The 17,064-nt window shown below is 47.8% G+C and carries 12 protein-coding genes and 2 rRNA genes; 1 reads left to right on the forward strand and 13 read right to left on the reverse strand.

Translation table 11 applies throughout. From position 1 onward, the window contains the following. Window positions 1–146: 146 nt before the first annotated feature. The 8 genes from J8N69_RS06805 to murJ form a co-directional block, all read right to left on the reverse strand. Window positions 147–3,045, reverse strand: a 23S ribosomal RNA gene (locus J8N69_RS06805). Between the two features lie 376 nt (window positions 3,046–3,421). Further along, window positions 3,422–4,959 (reverse strand): 16S ribosomal RNA (locus J8N69_RS06810). Together the 16S and 23S rRNA genes form the textbook arrangement of a ribosomal RNA operon. 373 nt (window positions 4,960–5,332) lie before the next feature. Then, a complete protein-coding gene (ispH, locus tag J8N69_RS06815) occupies window positions 5,333–6,286 on the reverse strand; it encodes a 4-hydroxy-3-methylbut-2-enyl diphosphate reductase (RefSeq protein WP_168826717.1) in 954 nt (317 codons plus the stop codon). Beyond that, entirely contained in the window at window positions 6,283–6,714 is a 432-nt protein-coding gene (locus tag J8N69_RS06820; protein WP_168826715.1) for an FKBP-type peptidyl-prolyl cis-trans isomerase, read from the reverse strand. Before J8N69_RS06820 ends, ispH begins: the two co-directional genes overlap by 4 nt. After that, window positions 6,711–7,217 carry a signal peptidase II gene (gene lspA, locus J8N69_RS06825; protein WP_168826713.1) on the reverse strand — a complete coding sequence of 169 codons (507 nt, stop codon included), beginning with the start codon at window positions 7,215–7,217 and terminating at the stop codon, window positions 6,711–6,713. The genes J8N69_RS06820 and lspA overlap by 4 nt, the downstream gene beginning before the upstream one ends. Beyond that, window positions 7,217–10,039 carry an isoleucine--tRNA ligase gene (gene ileS / locus J8N69_RS06830; protein ID WP_168826711.1) on the reverse strand — a complete coding sequence of 941 codons (2,823 nt, stop codon included), beginning with the start codon at window positions 10,037–10,039 and terminating at the stop codon, window positions 7,217–7,219. Before ileS ends, lspA begins: the two co-directional genes overlap by 1 nt. 32 nt (window positions 10,040–10,071) lie before the next feature. Next, window positions 10,072–11,001 (reverse strand): bifunctional riboflavin kinase/FAD synthetase, encoded by a 930-nt coding sequence (ribF, locus tag J8N69_RS06835; RefSeq protein ID WP_168826709.1) that lies wholly within the window; start codon window positions 10,999–11,001, stop codon window positions 10,072–10,074. A 138-nt stretch (window positions 11,002–11,139) separates the two neighbouring features. Further along, complete coding sequence (gene murJ / locus J8N69_RS06840) at window positions 11,140–12,708, reverse strand: murein biosynthesis integral membrane protein MurJ (RefSeq protein ID WP_168826707.1); 1,569 nt, start codon at window positions 12,706–12,708, stop codon at window positions 11,140–11,142. 230 nt (window positions 12,709–12,938) lie between these two features. Between murJ and rpsT the strand changes: the two genes are divergently transcribed. Then, window positions 12,939–13,202 carry a 30S ribosomal protein S20 gene (rpsT, locus tag J8N69_RS06845; protein WP_111608659.1) on the forward strand — a complete coding sequence of 88 codons (264 nt, stop codon included), beginning with the start codon at window positions 12,939–12,941 and terminating at the stop codon, window positions 13,200–13,202. 171 nt (window positions 13,203–13,373) lie between these two features. Here the strand turns inward: rpsT and J8N69_RS06850 are convergent, their stop codons facing one another. The 5 genes from J8N69_RS06850 to rplU all read right to left on the reverse strand — a co-directional run bounded on the left by J8N69_RS06850 (window position 13,374) and on the right by rplU (window position 16,794). Then, window positions 13,374–13,736, reverse strand: coding sequence for a diacylglycerol kinase (locus J8N69_RS06850; protein ID WP_168826705.1), 363 nt, complete (start codon window positions 13,734–13,736; stop codon window positions 13,374–13,376). Window positions 13,737–13,745: 9 nt separating this feature from the next. Next, on the reverse strand, window positions 13,746–14,870 hold the full coding sequence (gene proB, locus J8N69_RS06855; protein ID WP_168826703.1) for a glutamate 5-kinase: 1,125 nt from the start codon (window positions 14,868–14,870) through the stop codon (window positions 13,746–13,748). Between the two features lie 26 nt (window positions 14,871–14,896). After that, complete coding sequence (gene cgtA, locus J8N69_RS06860) at window positions 14,897–16,087, reverse strand: Obg family GTPase CgtA (RefSeq protein WP_168826701.1); 1,191 nt, start codon at window positions 16,085–16,087, stop codon at window positions 14,897–14,899. A gap of 109 nt (window positions 16,088–16,196) precedes the next feature. Continuing rightward, window positions 16,197–16,454 carry a 50S ribosomal protein L27 gene (rpmA, locus tag J8N69_RS06865; protein ID WP_168826690.1) on the reverse strand — a complete coding sequence of 86 codons (258 nt, stop codon included), beginning with the start codon at window positions 16,452–16,454 and terminating at the stop codon, window positions 16,197–16,199. A gap of 31 nt (window positions 16,455–16,485) precedes the next feature. Then, window positions 16,486–16,794: a 50S ribosomal protein L21 gene (gene rplU / locus J8N69_RS06870; RefSeq protein ID WP_012071898.1), complete on the reverse strand. Its 309-nt coding sequence runs from the start codon at window positions 16,792–16,794 to the stop codon at window positions 16,486–16,488. Between the last annotated feature and the right edge of the window lie 270 nt (window positions 16,795–17,064).

Consider the following 17,064-nt stretch of genomic DNA (forward strand, 5'->3'; position numbering starts at 1 on the left):
CTTGGATCTTTAACAATTCTGTTTTGAAATAACAATAATCAAGTATTAAACCGATGCTCATCATGACTGATGCGTTATCGTAATCTGTGTCTCTATGTGTTTACTGTTCGACTTTCGTCGAGTCAGCAAAACCACTTTGGTGTTATATGGTCAAGCCTCACGAGCAATTAGTATTGGTTAGCTCAATGCCTCACAGCACTTACACACCCAACCTATCAACGTCCTAGTCTCGAACGGCTCTTCAGGGGACTTATGTCCCAGTGAGATCTTATCTTAAGGGAGGCTTCCCGCTTAGATGCTTTCAGCGGTTATCCCGTCCGAACATAGCTACCCGGCAATGCCACTGGCGTGACAACCGGAACACCAGAGGTTCGTCCACTCCGGTCCTCTCGTACTAGGAGCAGCTCCTCTCAAATCTCAAACGTCCACGGCAGATAGGGACCGAACTGTCTCACGACGTTCTAAACCCAGCTCGCGTACCACTTTAAATGGCGAACAGCCATACCCTTGGGACCGGCTTCAGCCCCAGGATGTGATGAGCCGACATCGAGGTGCCAAACACCGCCGTCGATGTGAACTCTTGGGCGGTATCAGCCTGTTATCCCCGGAGTACCTTTTATCCGTTGAGCGATGGCCCTTCCATACAGAACCACCGGATCACTAAGACCTACTTTCGTACCTGCTCGACGTGTCTGTCTCGCAGTTAAGCGTGCTTTTGCCTTTACACTCTATGCATGATTTCCGACCATGCTGAGCACACCTTCGTGCTCCTCCGTTACTCTTTGGGAGGAGACCGCCCCAGTCAAACTACCCACCACACAGTGTCCTCGATCCGGATAACGGACCTGAGTTAGAACCTCAAACATACCAGGGTGGTATTTCAAGAGTGGCTCCACGGTAACTGGCGTCACCGCTTCAAAGCCTCCCACCTATCCTACACAAGTAGGTTCAAAGTTCACTGTGAAGCTATAGTAAAGGTTCACGGGGTCTTTCCGTCTAGCCGCGGATACACAGCATCTTCACTGCGATTTCAATTTCACTGAGTCTCGGGTGGAGACAGTGTGGCCATCGTTACGCCATTCGTGCAGGTCGGAACTTACCCGACAAGGAATTTCGCTACCTTAGGACCGTTATAGTTACGGCCGCCGTTTACTTGGGCTTCGATCAAGAGCTTCGCTTGCGCTAACCCCATCAATTAACCTTCAAGCACCGGGCAGGCGTCACACCCTATACGTCCACTTTCGTGTTTGCAGAGTGCTGTGTTTTTAATAAACAGTCGCAGCCACCTGGTATCTTCGACCGACTGGTGCTTACGGGGCAAGCCCTTCACACTGGCCGGCGTACCTTCTCCCGAAGTTACGGTACCATTTTGCCTAGTTCCTTCACCCGAGTTCTCTCAAGCGCCTTGGTATTCTCTACCTGACCACCTGTGTCGGTTTGGGGTACGGTCAATGTATATCTGACGCTTAGAAGTTTTTCCTGGAAGCATGGCATCAACCACTTCGCCCAAAAGAGGGCTCGTCATCAGTTCTCGACATCCTCTCTTAAAGAGTGACCCGGATTTGCCTAAGTCACTTGCCTACCGCCTTAAACACAGACAACCATCGCTGTGCTGGCCTAGCCTTCTCCGTCTCTCCATCGCAATATACATCGGTACAGGAATATTAACCTGTTTTCCATCGACTACGCATTTCTGCCTCGCCTTAGGGGCCGACTCACCCTGCCCTGATTAACATGGGACAGGAAACCTTGGTCTTCCGGCGGGGGAGTTTTTCACTCCCCTTATCGTTACTCATGTCAACATTCGCACTTCTGATACCTCCAGCCTGCCTTACAGCTTGACCTTCAACGGCTTACAGAACGCTCCTCTACCATGCCTAGTAAACTAAGCATCCGTAGCTTCGGTGGCCAGTTTGAGCCCCGTTATATCTTCCGCGCAGGCCGACTCGACTAGTGAGCTATTACGCTTTCTTTAAAGGATGGCTGCTTCTAAGCCAACCTCCTAGCTGTCTAAGCCTTCCCACATCGTTTCCCACTTAACTGGCACTTGGGGACCTTAGCTGACGGTCTGGGTTGTTTCCCTTTCCACGACGGACGTTAGCACCCGCCGTGTGTCTCCCGTAATTGCACTCATTGGTATTCGGAGTTTGCATGGGGTTGGTAAGTCGGGATGACCCCCTAGCCCAAACAGTGCTCTACCCCCAATGGTGAGATACGAGGCGCTACCTAAATAGCTTTCGAGGAGAACCAGCTATCTCCGAGCTTGATTAGCCTTTCACTCCTATCCACAAGTCATCCCCAGCCTTTTCAACGGATGTGGGTTCGGTCCTCCAGTTGATGTTACTCAACCTTCAACCTGCTCATGGATAGATCGCCCGGTTTCGGGTCTATTCCCAGCAACTAAACGCCCTATTAAGACTCGGTTTCCCTACGGCTCCACTAATCGCTTAACCTTGCTACTGAAAATAAGTCGTTGACCCATTATACAAAAGGTACGCAGTCACGGAACAAGTCCGCTCCCACTGCTTGTACGTACACGGTTTCAGGATCTATTTCACTCCCCTCACAGGGGTTCTTTTCGCCTTTCCCTCACGGTACTGGTTCACTATCGGTCAGTCAGGAGTATTTAGCCTTGGAGGATGGTCCCCCCATATTCAGACAGGATAACACGTGTCCCGTCCTACTCGTTTTCATCATTAAGGTGTTTTCGTATACGGGGCTATCACCCTCTATCGCGGCACTTTCCAGAGCCTTCTACTAACACCAAAATCACTTAAGGGCTAATCCCCTTTCGCTCGCCGCTACTTAGGGAATCTCGGTTGATTTCTTTTCCTCCGGGTACTTAGATGTTTCAGTTCCCCGGGTTCGCCTCCTCACAGCTATGTATTCACTGTGGGATACTCTACAAGTAGAGTGGGTTTCCCCATTCGGACATGTTCGGATCACAGCCTGTTTATCGACTCCCCGAACCTTTTCGCAGATTACCACGTCCTTCATCGCCTCTGACTGCCAAGGCATCCACCGTGCACGCTTGGTCACTTGACCATATAACCCAAAGTAGTTTTTACGATTCAATAAAAAGCCATAAATGACTCAGTATAAAAAGTAGAAACAACCATCAGATCACATACCAAAGAGCTTTTGTGTCTCTCTGGATTTACGATAATAGAAGTCACTAAGCTGTTATCCTTAAAGAATAAGAGCAAGTGAACTTCCACCGGTTTAACACTTGATTTATCGTTATTTCAAAATTCGAATTGTTAAAGAGCAAGTTTAGTGCAAAGCACTAAGTCAGAGACTAAAAATCATCCAACACAATTAAATGTAAGATGTTTAGCGCCTTGCTTAATACTTTGTGCTAATACTTTTAAGATAGGTATCAGATAATTTGTGTGAACGCTCACCAGAGCCTTCTATCGTTTAAGGAGGTGATCCAGCCCCAGGTTCCCCTAGGGCTACCTTGTTACGACTTCACCCCAGTCATTGACCACTCCGTGGTAAGCGTCCCCCTTGCGGTTAGACTACCTACTTCTGGAGCAATCAACTCCCATGGTGTGACGGGCGGTGTGTACAAGGCCCGGGAACGTATTCACCGTGACATTCTGATTCACGATTACTAGCGATTCCGACTTCATGGAGTCGAGTTGCAGACTCCAATCCGGACTACGACGTACTTTCTGGGATTCGCTCACTATCGCTAGCTCGCTGCCCTCTGTATACGCCATTGTAGCACGTGTGTAGCCCTACTCGTAAGGGCCATGATGACTTGACGTCGTCCCCACCTTCCTCCGGTTTGTCACCGGCAGTCTCCTTAAAGTTCCCACCCGAAGTGCTGGCAAATAAGGATAAGGGTTGCGCTCGTTACGGGACTTAACCCAACATTTCACAACACGAGCTGACGACAGCCATGCAGCACCTGTCTCACAGTTCCCGAAGGCACCATCTGATCTCTCAAATGTTCTGTGGATGTCAAGAGTAGGTAAGGTTCTTCGCGTTGCGTCGAATTAAACCACATGCTCCACCGCTTGTGCGGGCCCCCGTCAATTCATTTGAGTTTTAACCTTGCGGCCGTACTCCCCAGGCGGTCTACTTATTGCGTTAGCTGCGCCACTAAGTCATTACAACCCAACGGCTAGTAGACATCGTTTACGGCGTGGACTACCAGGGTATCTAATCCTGTTTGCTCCCCACGCTTTCGCACCTCAGTGTCAGTATTAGTCCAGGGTGTCGCCTTCGCCACTGATGTTCCTTCCTATATCTACGCATTTCACCGCTACACAGGAAATTCCACACCCCTCTACCATACTCTAGCTAGCCAGTATCGGGTGCCATTCCAAGGTTGAGCCCTGGGATTTCACATCCGACTTAACAAACCACCTACGCGCGCTTTACGCCCAGTAATTCCGATTAACGCTTGCACCCTCTGTATTACCGCGGCTGCTGGCACAGAGTTAGCCGGTGCTTCTTCTGGGGCTAACGTCAAAACATTTGGATATTAGCCAAACGCCCTTCCTCACCCCTGAAAGTGCTTTACAACCCTAAGGCCTTCTTCACACACGCGGCATGGCTGGATCAGGCTTGCGCCCATTGTCCAATATTCCCCACTGCTGCCTCCCGTAGGAGTCTGGGCCGTGTCTCAGTCCCAGTGTGACTGGCCATCCTCTCAGACCAGTTAAAGATCGTCGCCTTGGTAGGCCTTTACCCTACCAACTAGCTAATCTTACGCAGGCTCATCTAATAGCGGAAGGTCACAAGTGATCCCCTCCTTTCCCCCTCAGGGTGTATGCGGTATTAGCATGCGTTTCCACATGTTGTCCCCCTCTACTAGGCAGATTCCTACGCGTTACTCACCCGTCCGCCGCTCGTCAGCAGGAGCAAGCTCCCCTGTTACCGCTCGACTTGCATGTGTTAAGCCTGCCGCCAGCGTTCAATCTGAGCCATGATCAAACTCTTCAGTTAAAAAAGCTTGCTTACTCAAATCTATTACACTAACTATAACTTAATCGACTCACTGCTTCGAAAAACAACAAGCCAACATAAAGCGAATTACTGTATAAACACTCGTAAGACTTCAATTTTTTTGATCAACTACATCTCGGCAAAACCGGTCTGCGATGATCTTCTGAAGCCTCCAGCGAGCGCCCACACAAATTATCTGATTATCTATTTTAAAGAGCGGGCTGACTTGAATTCTTTACCAGATCTTAATCTGATTAAGTTGAACTTGGTCTTCGTTGCTCTGAAGCCTTGTCCGTGTCAGCGAGGGCGTATATTAAGGATCTACAGATTTTGTGCAACCCTTTTTTGAAGAAATTTTAAATTAATTTAAAATCTATCGAACTTCAACAATACGTAATTCTTTTGGCATAGAGAAAGATACGTTCTCTTCTCGGCCTTTTAGTTCTTGAGGAGCACTACCACCTTCTTTAACCAGACGTTCAATCACTTCGTTAACCAACACTTCTGGCGCAGAAGCCCCAGCGGTCACACCAACACTATGAACATCAGACAACCAATCGCGTTGAATTTCATTGGCATTATCAATTAAGTAAGCTTTGGCACCCATTCTTTCCGCGAGTTCACGCAGACGGTTCGAGTTAGAGCTATTAACAGAGCCAACTACAAGAACCAACTCAGACTCTTCTGCCAATGTCTTCACTGCATCCTGACGATTTTGTGTCGCATAACATATATCGTCTTTTTTAGGACCATGAATCATCGGAAAGTGCTTTCGCAACGCATCAATCACAACAGAGGTATCGTCCATAGACAGTGTTGTTTGAGTAACAAAGGCAAGACGCGCAGGATCTTTAACCTGAAGCTTTTCCACGTCAGCGGGACTTTCTACTAGATAGATAGCACCACCTCGGCAATCATCGTACTGCCCCATGGTGCCTTCCACTTCAGGGTGACCATCGTGGCCGATCAAAATGCATTCCATGCCATCACGAGAATAACGCAGCACTTCTAGATGTACTTTTGTTACTAATGGGCAAGTCGCGTCGAATACTTTCAAGCCGCGATTTGTCGCTTCATCTCGCACTGCTTTTGAAACCCCATGCGCGCTGAAGATAACAATATTGTCATCTGGCACTTGATCAAGCTCATCAACAAACACCGCACCGCGAGACTTCAAAGACTCAACAACAAATTTATTATGCACCACTTCATGACGAACGTAGATTGGTGCTTCAAAGAGATCCAAGCAACGATTCACAATATCTATTGCTCTGTCTACACCCGCACAAAAGCCACGAGGGTTAGCAAGTTGAATAGCAAAACTCATGAGGTCTCCTCAATAGCTATGATTTGCACTCGAAAAGTAAGTGTACGACCCGCCAGCGGATGATTGAAATCCACCAGCACTTCTTTCTCACCAATTTCAGCAATCACACCCGGCAATTCATTTTTGCTCATATCTGCAAAAGACACCACCATTCCTTCTTCTAAATCCATAGAGAATTGAGAGCGAGGCATACGCTGAATATTACTTTCGTTGTGCACACCAAAGGCTTTTTCTGGCGACATAAGATAAGACGCCTCTTGCCCTGTAGACATGCCTAATAAAGCCGCTTCAAAGTCTGGTAACAAACTACCATCACCAAACACAAAACTGGCTGGCGTTTGAGAAAAGTTAGAATCAACAATTTGCCCGTCTTCCAGTGACAATTCAAAATGCAGAGTGACACGACTTTCCGCCGTAATGACATTCATTTTTTCGCCCCTTCTGGGTTTTTCGCCACAAAGCTTTCAAGCAACATTAAAATAACACCAATGGTAATCGCGCTATCGGCGACATTAAAGGCAGGGAAATACCAAGACTGCTGCCAATGAAATTGCAAAAAGTCCACAACATGACCATAGACGAGTCGATCATAAAGATTGCCAATCGCACCGCCCAATACAAACGTCAGTGCTAGAGACTCCAATCGATTTGTCTCTGCAATCTTAACCAAACGCCAACTGATACCCACTGCCACCGCCAAAGCAATGACAGAAAAAAACCAGCGCTGCCAGCCACCCGCTTGCGCTAGGAAACTAAAAGCGGCGCCCGTGTTGTATCTCAAGGTCAGATCGAAGAACGGCAAAACAGCAATCTCTTGCCCATAGAATAAATTGGACTCAATCGCCTGCTTTGTTACCCAGTCTAAAACAAACAGAATCAGAGCCAGCGCCCACCAGCGCTGAACTCGTTTCCACACAATTAAAGCCGTCATTAGGCGTAAAGGCGCTGTTCACCTTCCCCATCTGGCAAGTTAGAAATACAACGATCACACAACTCAGGATGCGCTTCTCGTTTGCCAACCTCTTCACGGTGATGCCAGCAACGCACACACTTAGTGTACTTACTCAGCGCTACGTGAACTTTTAGGCTATCAAGGTCTGTCGCTACTGCATCATCACCCGCTTGAGACAAAGGCAACACCTTCACCTCAGAAGCAATCAACACAAAGCGCAATTCCTCACCGAGGCGATTTAATGTCGCTTGCAAAACATCATCACAATACAATGTGATTTCTGCGCTTAGGCTTGCTTTCATCTTGCCTTCGCTACGGGCCGCTTCTAATACCTTGTTCGCCGCGACTTTCGCTTCCAGAACACGCTTCCAGAAATCACGCCCCATTGGCTCATCACCCGACAACTCTTCAAGACCTTCGTACCATGTCTCCAAGAAAACCGACTCGCCACGCTCACCAGGAAGCGTCTGCCAAATCTCATCCGCAGTAAAACTCAAGATTGGTGCGATCCAACGAGAGAACGCCTCCATCACATGATAAAGCGCGGTTTGCGCCGAACGACGCGCCAAGCTGTCTTCTTGAGTCGTGTACTGGCGATCTTTAATAACATCTAGATAAAAACCACCCAAATCGACAGAACAGAAGTTCTGAATCTTCTGATTAACGGTATGGAATTGATAGTCGTTGTACGCTGTATCTAATTCTTTTTGCAATAAAGCAGCACGGTCCACAATCCAACGATCCAGAGCAATCATCTCGCTCGAAGGCACCATATCAGTAGCCGGATTAAAGCCATTTAGGTTTGCCATCATAAAGCGTGCTGTATTACGAATACGACGATAAGAATCCGCCACTCGCTTGAGGATTTCATCCGATACTGTCATTTCAGTGGTGTAATCCGTTGCCGCCACCCACAGACGAATAATATCAGCACCCAAGGTATCCATGACTTTTTGAGGCGACAACACGTTACCCAAAGACTTGGACATTTTGCGGCCGTCGCCATCCACAGTAAAACCATGGGTCAGCACTTGCTTGTATGGCGGCACACCACGAATCGCAATCGATGTTTTTAAGGAAGACTGGAACCAACCACGATGCTGATCCGACCCTTCTAAGTACAAGTCGGCAGGGAAACTCAATTCGTCACGTTGATCGATAACAGAATAATGCGTCACACCAGAGTCAAACCATACATCTAATGTGTCAGTCACCTTGCTGTATTTCTCAGCATCCGCGCCTAGCAGCTCAGCAGCTTCCATTTCGAACCAAGCATCAATACCTTCTTTTTCAATGCGCAACGCGACTTCTTCGATCAAACGCGGCGTTTCTGGGTGAAGCTCTTGAGTCTCTTTATTAATAAACAACGCAATCGGCACGCCCCAAGTACGCTGACGAGAAACACACCAATCAGGGCTGTTATTCAACATCCCTTCCATGCGGTTTTGTCCCCAGCTTGGCACCCACTTCACGCCTTCAACCGCCTGCTTCGCAGCATCCAGCAAGCCTTCTTTGGTCATACTGATAAACCACTGAGGCGTCGCACGGAAAATGAGCGGGGTTTTAGTACGCCAGCAATGTGGATAGCTGTGGAAAATTTTTGACTCAAACACCAAGGCATTATTGCGATTGAGCGCGTCAAGCACCGCGCCATCTACTTTGTAAACGTGCAAGCCCGCAAATTCACCCGCCGCCTCGGAATAAACACCGTTATCTTGTACAAGATTAATTGTACCGATGCCATTTTCACGACCAACGTTAAAGTCGTCTACGCCGTGGTCAGGTGCCGTATGTACGCAACCGGTACCGGCTTCGGTCGTGACATGCTCACCCAAGATGACAGGAATATCACGTGCCAAGAAAGGATGATCCAACACAGTACCCGCGAGCTCAGCCCCCACAACACGACCAACAATACGGAAATCAGCGACACCATAACGAGACATAATGCCCGCTACCATATCTTCAGCAAGGATCAGACGTTCTTTGCCCAAGCCCATATCAACTTCAACTAATGCGTAGTTAAATTCTGGATGAACCGAGACCGCCTGACTGGCGGGAAGTGTCCAAGGCGTCGTTGTCCAAATAACAACAGACACTTTACCTTCACCCTCAAGATCAGAGAATTTAGCCAGCAAGGCCGCTTCGTCTTGTGGCGCATAACGCACATCCAAAGACAAAGAGGTTTTATCCTGATATTCCACTTCCGCTTCCGCCAAGGCCGAACCGCCCACCACGCTCCAGTAAACCGGCTTAAAGCCCTTTACTAAATGGCCATTTTTAGCGATTTTGCCCAAAGCACGAACAATGTTCGCCTCGGTTTTAAAATTCATGGTCAGGTAAGGATTTTCCCAATCCCCCATCACGCCCAAGCGGATAAAGTCTTTTTTCTGCTCTTCAATCTGTGAATAAGCGTATTCACGACATTTGGCACGAAACTCTTTATAAGAGACTTTCGCGCCCGCTTTGCCGATCAATTGCTCCACTTTGTGCTCTATTGGCAAGCCGTGACAGTCCCAACCCGGAATATAAGGTGCATCAAAGCCACTAACGGTTTTGGATTTAACAATAATATCTTTGAGGATTTTGTTAACCGCGTGACCAATGTGAATACTGCCATTTGCGTACGGAGGGCCATCATGAAGAATAAAAGATTTACGGCCTTTACTTGCCTCACGGACTTTTTGGTACAGGTCTATATCCTGCCAATGCTTCAGCATTGCAGGTTCACGTTTTGCCAAATCCCCACGCATAGGGAAGTTAGTATCTGGCAAATTCAGTGTCGGTTTATAATCACTCATGGTTTATCGATTCATCCTCAAAGATCATCTTTTCACTGATTGGCAAAAAAGCGTAACGCTTCTTCTTTATCACATTGAATTTGTTTTTCCAGCGCATCTAGGCTGGCCATTTTTCGCTCTGCCCTAATAAACTGACAGAAAGTCACCTGCACATATTTGTCATACAGGTCACCATTAAAATCGAGTAGGTGTACTTCCAGTATTGGCGTCTTACCTTGCACCGTAGGGCGCACCCCAATATTGGCAACGCCATTATGGGAAACGCCGTCAACCATAAAGGTCACCGCGTATACGCCTGAAAGTGCAGATTTAATCCCTTTAAGGTGCACATTCGCCGTTGGAAAACCCAGTTTTCGGCCAAGTTGCTGTCCATGTATCACACGCCCACTCAAGGTAACCAAATGCCCCATATTCATCTGCGCAGCAACAATATCGCCGCGCTCAAGGGCATTTCTAACCAGCGTACTGCTCACGCGTTCATCCAACGCATTTAACACCGATGGCGTATTCTCAACAGCAAAACCATGCTGGCTGCCGAAGTCTTGCAGATAATAAAAATCCCCTTGGCGATCACAACCAAAGCGGAAATCATCGCCCACCACCAAATGCTTGACAGACAAACCGTCTAATAAGATTTGCTGGCAAAACGCCTGAGCATTAAGTTGCTGCAACTTAGGGTTGAATGGCATGCAAAGCACATAATCAATGCCCTGCCCTTCCAACAAGCGAATTTTGTCACGCAAGCGCCCAATACGACCCGGCGCCGTGTCTGGCACAAAGAACTCTCTTGGCTGAGGCTCAAAAATCATAATAGCGGCAGGCGAACCATATTGCTTAGCCAAGGCTTTAACCCGTGCCAAAATGGCGCCATGCCCTAAATGAACACCGTCAAAGTTACCTATCGTCAGCACGCATTCTTTATGCTTTGAACGGATATTATGAATACCGCGAATTAACTCCATAGAACCCCGTACAAAACAATTAAACCCAGCGTCGAAAAAATATTGAAGATTATATAGCAGTTAACCAGATGACGGTAGGCCAGAACTTGCACAAGCAGCGCAAAGCCATAATCAAAGCCAAAAACGCGCTCAATACACCTAATGCTTCAAAATGGAGGGACGCAAACCGGCGGCGACCGCAACCAAAACGTACACCAGCACGCCACAAATGACCACCATCAAGGTGCAAGCCACTCGATTCCAATCGTCCATTTGTGTCCATTGCCAACCCTGCAGAAGGAACAGATACAAACACAGACCTAACGCGATCGTCGCACTGATCACAATACGCAGCAAACGCCCCCACTGAGCGGAAAACACATGGTATTGTTTTTTATACAAACCGCGCCACAGCAAAAACGCATTCAACCCAGCAGAAAGACTGGTCGCCAACGCCAAACCAACATGCCCGAGCGGCCACACCAAAATTAAATTCAGCACCATATTCGACGCCATCGCAATAATACCAATGCGCACCGGCGTTCTGGTATCTTGCCGTGCGTAATACCCAGGCGCCAGCACCTTAATCAGCATCATAAACACCAAGCCCAGTGAATAGGCCTGCAAGCTTTGCGCGGCCATCTGCACATCGTTCACCGTTAACTCGCCGCGATAAAAAATCGTCGCAATCAAAGGCTCCGCCAGCATAAACAGAGCAAGAGAGGACGGAATCGCAATCAATAACAATATCCGCAGCGCCCAATCCAGCGTCTCTGAAAACTTGGAAGACTCACCACCCGCAAAGCTACGCGACATAGAAGGCAAGATAACCGTACTAATGGCGATAGCAAAAATCCCCAACGGCAACTCATACAGGCGATCAGACAAATACAACCAAGTAATACTGCCGGTTTGCAGAAAAGACGCCAGCACCGTATCCAAGAGCAAATTAATCTGGCTGACCGACACCCCAAACAGTGCCGGCCCCATCAACAGCAGAATGCGCTTCACTCCCGGATGACGAAAACCCAACGTCGGCATCGGCAAGAGTCGCAATCTGGCTAAAAACGGCATTTGAAACATTAACTGAATCAAGCCGGCGAAAAACACCCCCCAAGCCACCGCCGTTTCTGCTTGCGCCGCAGAGCGAGCAAAAAACACCGTCGCAACAATAAGAGAAATATTCAAAAAAATCGGCGTAATCGCTGGCACGGCATATTCGCCATGCGCATTTAAAATACCACCCGCCAAGGCCGTTAACGAAATAAACAACAAATACGGAAACGTAATGACCAACAATTCAGCCGCCAGCTTTGTTTGACCATCATTGCCAGAAAAACCCGGCGCAAAAATGTAAACAATCCAAGGCGCACAGACCATAAACAGCACGGTGATGCACAACAAGACCAACGTCAGCGATCCCGACACCGCAGAAATGAGCGCTCGAACGTCGTCTTTGCCTTCCTTCACCCGATAATCACTTAATACCGGGACAAAAGCCTGAGCAAATGCCCCTTCGGCAAATAAGCGACGAAAAAAGTTAGGAATTTTAAACGCAACGTAAAATGCGTCCGCACTGCCACTTGCGCCTAAAACATACGCCAACGCGGCGTCTCTCACCAAACCAAGAATACGAGAAAGGAAGGTACAAATAGAAACCAAGACACCAGAACGTAACAAAGACAAAGACTTAGGCTCTTTATCGAGTGCGGATTTTTTTTCGGACATAAAAAATTACGACATAAGCAATAGACAGATCGACAAAGAATAACACCAGCCACTACCAGAGCGCAGCCAAATATATAAGCTCATTTGATTAAATTTTGTATAATAGGGTTGTGGCAACGCTAAAAACTGGTAAAATCCGCCGCGAGATTTCAAAGTTAAAACTTGACATTAATTTCATGACGCAGCAGAGTGCTGAGTCATTACTTATTCAACACTAAAGGAGCCAGACCGTGGCAAATTCCGCCGGTTCAAAAAAACGCGCGCGCCAAGCAATCAAAAGCCGCGCTCACAATGGTAGCCTTCGTTCAATGGTTCGTACCTACTTGAAAAAAGTAGATGCGGCTATCGAAGCAGGCAATCAAGCTGACGCACAAGCAGCTTACGTTCTAGCAACTTCTAAGCTAGACAAAGCCGCAGACAAAGGCCTATATCACAAAAACAAAGCAGCTCGTCATAAGAGCCGCTTGAGTGCTAAAATCAAAGCACTGGCCTAATATCCATAAAAAAACCGGCACATGCCGGTTTTTTTATGTTTTTAAAGCACTATGCCTTTTAAAGCACTATGCCTTTTAAAGCACTATGCCTTTTAAAGCACTATGCCTTTTAAAGTACCACACCTTTAAAACACTCAAGCTCGCCATTCAAGCAACACCGTCCAAACCGCATTATCCAAACAGAATAACCAGCCACACAACGGCCGCCAAAATCAGCGTTAACATCACCGCCGCTGAACCCAAATCTTTCGCCCGCCCAGACAACTCATGATGCTCACTGCTAATGCGATCGACTACAGCCTCGACGCCTGAATTCAATGTCTCAACGATCAACACTAAGCCAACCGAAAAAATCAGCACCGCACGCTCAAGACCGGTATCACCAAGCCAGATAGCAAAAGGCAAAGAAATCAAAAACAAAAAAGACTCTTGTCGAAAAGCCGCTTCGTGCTTCCACTGTGCACGTAAACCTTGATACGAATACTTTGATGCACTCAATACGCGCTCTAAACCCACTTTACCTGGCTTAGCCATGACAACTCCCTAAATAATCACCAAATCATCACGATGAATTAACTCTGGCTCACCCTTGTAACCCAGAATCTCGCCAATATTAGACGAAGGCTGACCCAGCAGTTTCAAGGTTTCGGCCACACTGTAGTTCACTAAACCACGAGCCACCAGCCCTCCTTGCAGGTCAACACAAATCACCATATCGCCGCGCGAAAAAGTCCCTTGGGCATCTTTAACGCCAACCGCCAGCAAACTGGTACCTCCCTGACGCAAAGCCTTTACCGCGCCATCATCTAGAATCAATGCACCACGGCTTTTCAAATGCCCTGCCAACCACTGTTTGCGGGCCGCCACTCTACCCTGCTCTGGCTGTAGCCAAGTCCCTAGCCGCTCACCTGAAGCTACTCGCACAATCACATTTTCTTCACGACCAGACGCAATCAAGGTATCCGCACCAGACCGCGCCGCCAAACGCGCCGCCCGCACTTTCGTCAGCATGCCGCCACTGCCCAGTACGCCAGCACCGCCACTCGCCATCGACTCAAGACGATCATCCGACGCTGAAATATGCGAGATTAGCGTGGCATCTTGATGATCACGCGGGTTTTTATCAAACAGCCCCTGCTGATCCGTCAAAATAATCAACACATCAGCCTCAATCAAGTTAGCAACCAAAGCACCTAAGGTATCATTGTCACCAAAACGAATTTCATCCGTTACAACCGTGTCATTTTCATTAACGATTGGCACAACGCCAAAACCAAGCAGAGTTCGCAAAGAAGAGCGTGCATTTAAGTAACGTCGACGGTTCGACAAATCATCATGGGTCAATAAGATCTGCGCAGTACACAAGTCATGCTTTTCAAAATGCGACTCATAAACGCCCACCAACTCCATTTGACCCACTGCGGCCGCCGCCTGCAGCTCGTTAACCTGAGTGGGGCGAGAAGAAAAACCGAGGCGCTTCATGCCAGCCGCAATAGAACCAGAAGACACCAACACCACTTCCTTACCTTGCGTTCGCAATTGAGCAATTTGAGCCACCCAAAGGCCAATTCGAGCGACATCTAACCCTTGGCCATCATTTGTCAACAAGGCACTGCCTATCTTGACGACGATACGCTGCGCCTTCGCTATTTTTTCTCGCATTTCCATGATACTAGTTATTCCTACCCATCAGATTAGCTAACGTATTCCACTTCCACATCGTAGTCATCTTCATCAAAATCGTCATCATCAAGCAACAAGCCTGCTTTACGACGCTTTTCACGCAATGACATAATACGGTTTCGGCCTTCTTCATCAATCAAGGTACGCAGTGCTTTTTCTTTCTCGCGTGCTTCCGGACTTTCGATCAACAACTCACGTTTCTCATCGAGTGCCGTCATCAAATCCAAACACAAGACTTCCGTACCTTCACCAGAAATGGCAGAAATACGGTACGCCTTACCTTCCCAGCCAAGCGCATCAATCACGCTCTGGCAACGCGCTTCCAATTCGTCTTCTGGCACCATATCGGTTTTATTCAACACCAACCAACGATCACGCTCGGCCAAAGCCGGACTAAACTGATGCAACTCGTTCACCGCGATAACCGCCGCTTCCGCCGGGGTAATTTCATCCCAAGGCGCCAAGTCTACGATGTGCAACAAAATACGGTTACGCACCAAATGCTTCAGAAAGCGAATACCCAGTCCTGCACCTTCAGACGCCCCTTCAATAATTCCAGGAATGTCAGCAATAACAAAGCTTTGGTGTTTCTTAACCTTTACCACGCCAAGGTTTGGCACCAAGGTGGTAAACGGATAGTCAGCCACTTTTGGCTTAGCAGAAGACACAGCACGAATAAAGGTCGACTTACCCGCATTAGGCAGCCCTAGCAACCCCACGTCTGCCAACACTTTCATTTCTAGCTTGAGCGTACGCTCTTCACCAATGGTGCCTTTCGTTGTTTGACGTGGCGCACGGTTGGTACTGGATTTGAATCGCGTATTCCCCAAGCCATGATGCCCGCCTTGAGCGACTTTTAATTTTTGACCGTCACGAACAAGATCACCAAGCGTCTCGCCGGTATCGTCGTCAATCACCGTCGTGCCCACTGGCACTTTAATTTCAAGATCAGGCCCTTTCGAACCCGTCATATCTCGACCTTGGCCCGTCTCACCACTCTCGGCAATGTATTTCTTCGTAAAACGAAAATCAATCAGCGTGTTTAGGGCTTCATCAGCAACCAGTACGACACTGCCGCCATTACCGCCATCCCCACCATCAGGACCACCTTTCGCCACGAATTTTTCGCGCCAAAAGCTCAAACAACCATTACCGCCTTTACCCGCTCTTACATAGATACTGGCTTCATCAACAAATTTCACAGATACACCTCGTCGGTGGATTATCAGAATCAACAAACCCTGATTATAGAATTCTTCCAAAAAAAAAGCCCCGCGTCGCGGAGCTTTTTTTAAGTTTTTTAGTAAGCAATTAAGCCGCTACGACAGAAACTGTACGACGCTTCAACTTACCTTTCACTTCAAACTTCACTTGGCCTTCAGCAACAGCGAACAAAGTGTGATCTTTACCAATCTGAACACCAACACCAGGGTGGAACTGAGTACCACGCTGACGAACAAGGATGTTACCTGGGATCACGGCTTGACCACCAAAACGTTTGACACCTAATCGTTTCGACTCGGAATCGCGACCGTTACGAGTACTACCACCCGCCTTTTTATGAGCCATAACTTACTCCTTAAATTTGAATAGTTAGCGCTTAGTTAATGCCAGTTATTTTCACTTCTGTGAACCACTGACGATGACCCATACGCTTCATAGAATGCTTACGACGACGGAATTTCAAAATTTTCACTTTGTCTCCGCGACCATGAGCAACAACTTCCGCTGTTACTTTAGCGCCTTCTACAACTGGTGCACCAACTTTAACGTCGTCGCCATTGCATACAAGAAGAACGTCATCGAATTGAATCGCGCCACCTTCTTCAACAGCTAATTTCTCAACCTTAAGGGTTTGGCCTTCTTCTACACGGTATTGCTTACCGCCAGTTTTGATCACTGCAAACATGTTCTTCTCCAATAAGATTTACCCGGCTACTGAAATTGAATTTGACCTACTTCTAGTGGCAATAAACATCTGACCGAATCGGACAAAAATTACTAACCATATGATAGGGAGCAAAATGTGGGTAAATCGGACGCGAGATTGTACAAAATCGCACCATCTAATACAAGCGAAAAGCAATCTCTTTATAGATTTTTTGCATTGTGGGTTGACCCTGGCACAAGCCTTACCTAGCATGTGGCACACTTGCTGATCAGCTTGGGATTATTTAGC

It is taken from the genome of Marinomonas profundi (assembly GCF_020694005.1).
GTDB lineage: Bacteria > Pseudomonadota > Gammaproteobacteria > Pseudomonadales > Marinomonadaceae > Marinomonas > Marinomonas profundi.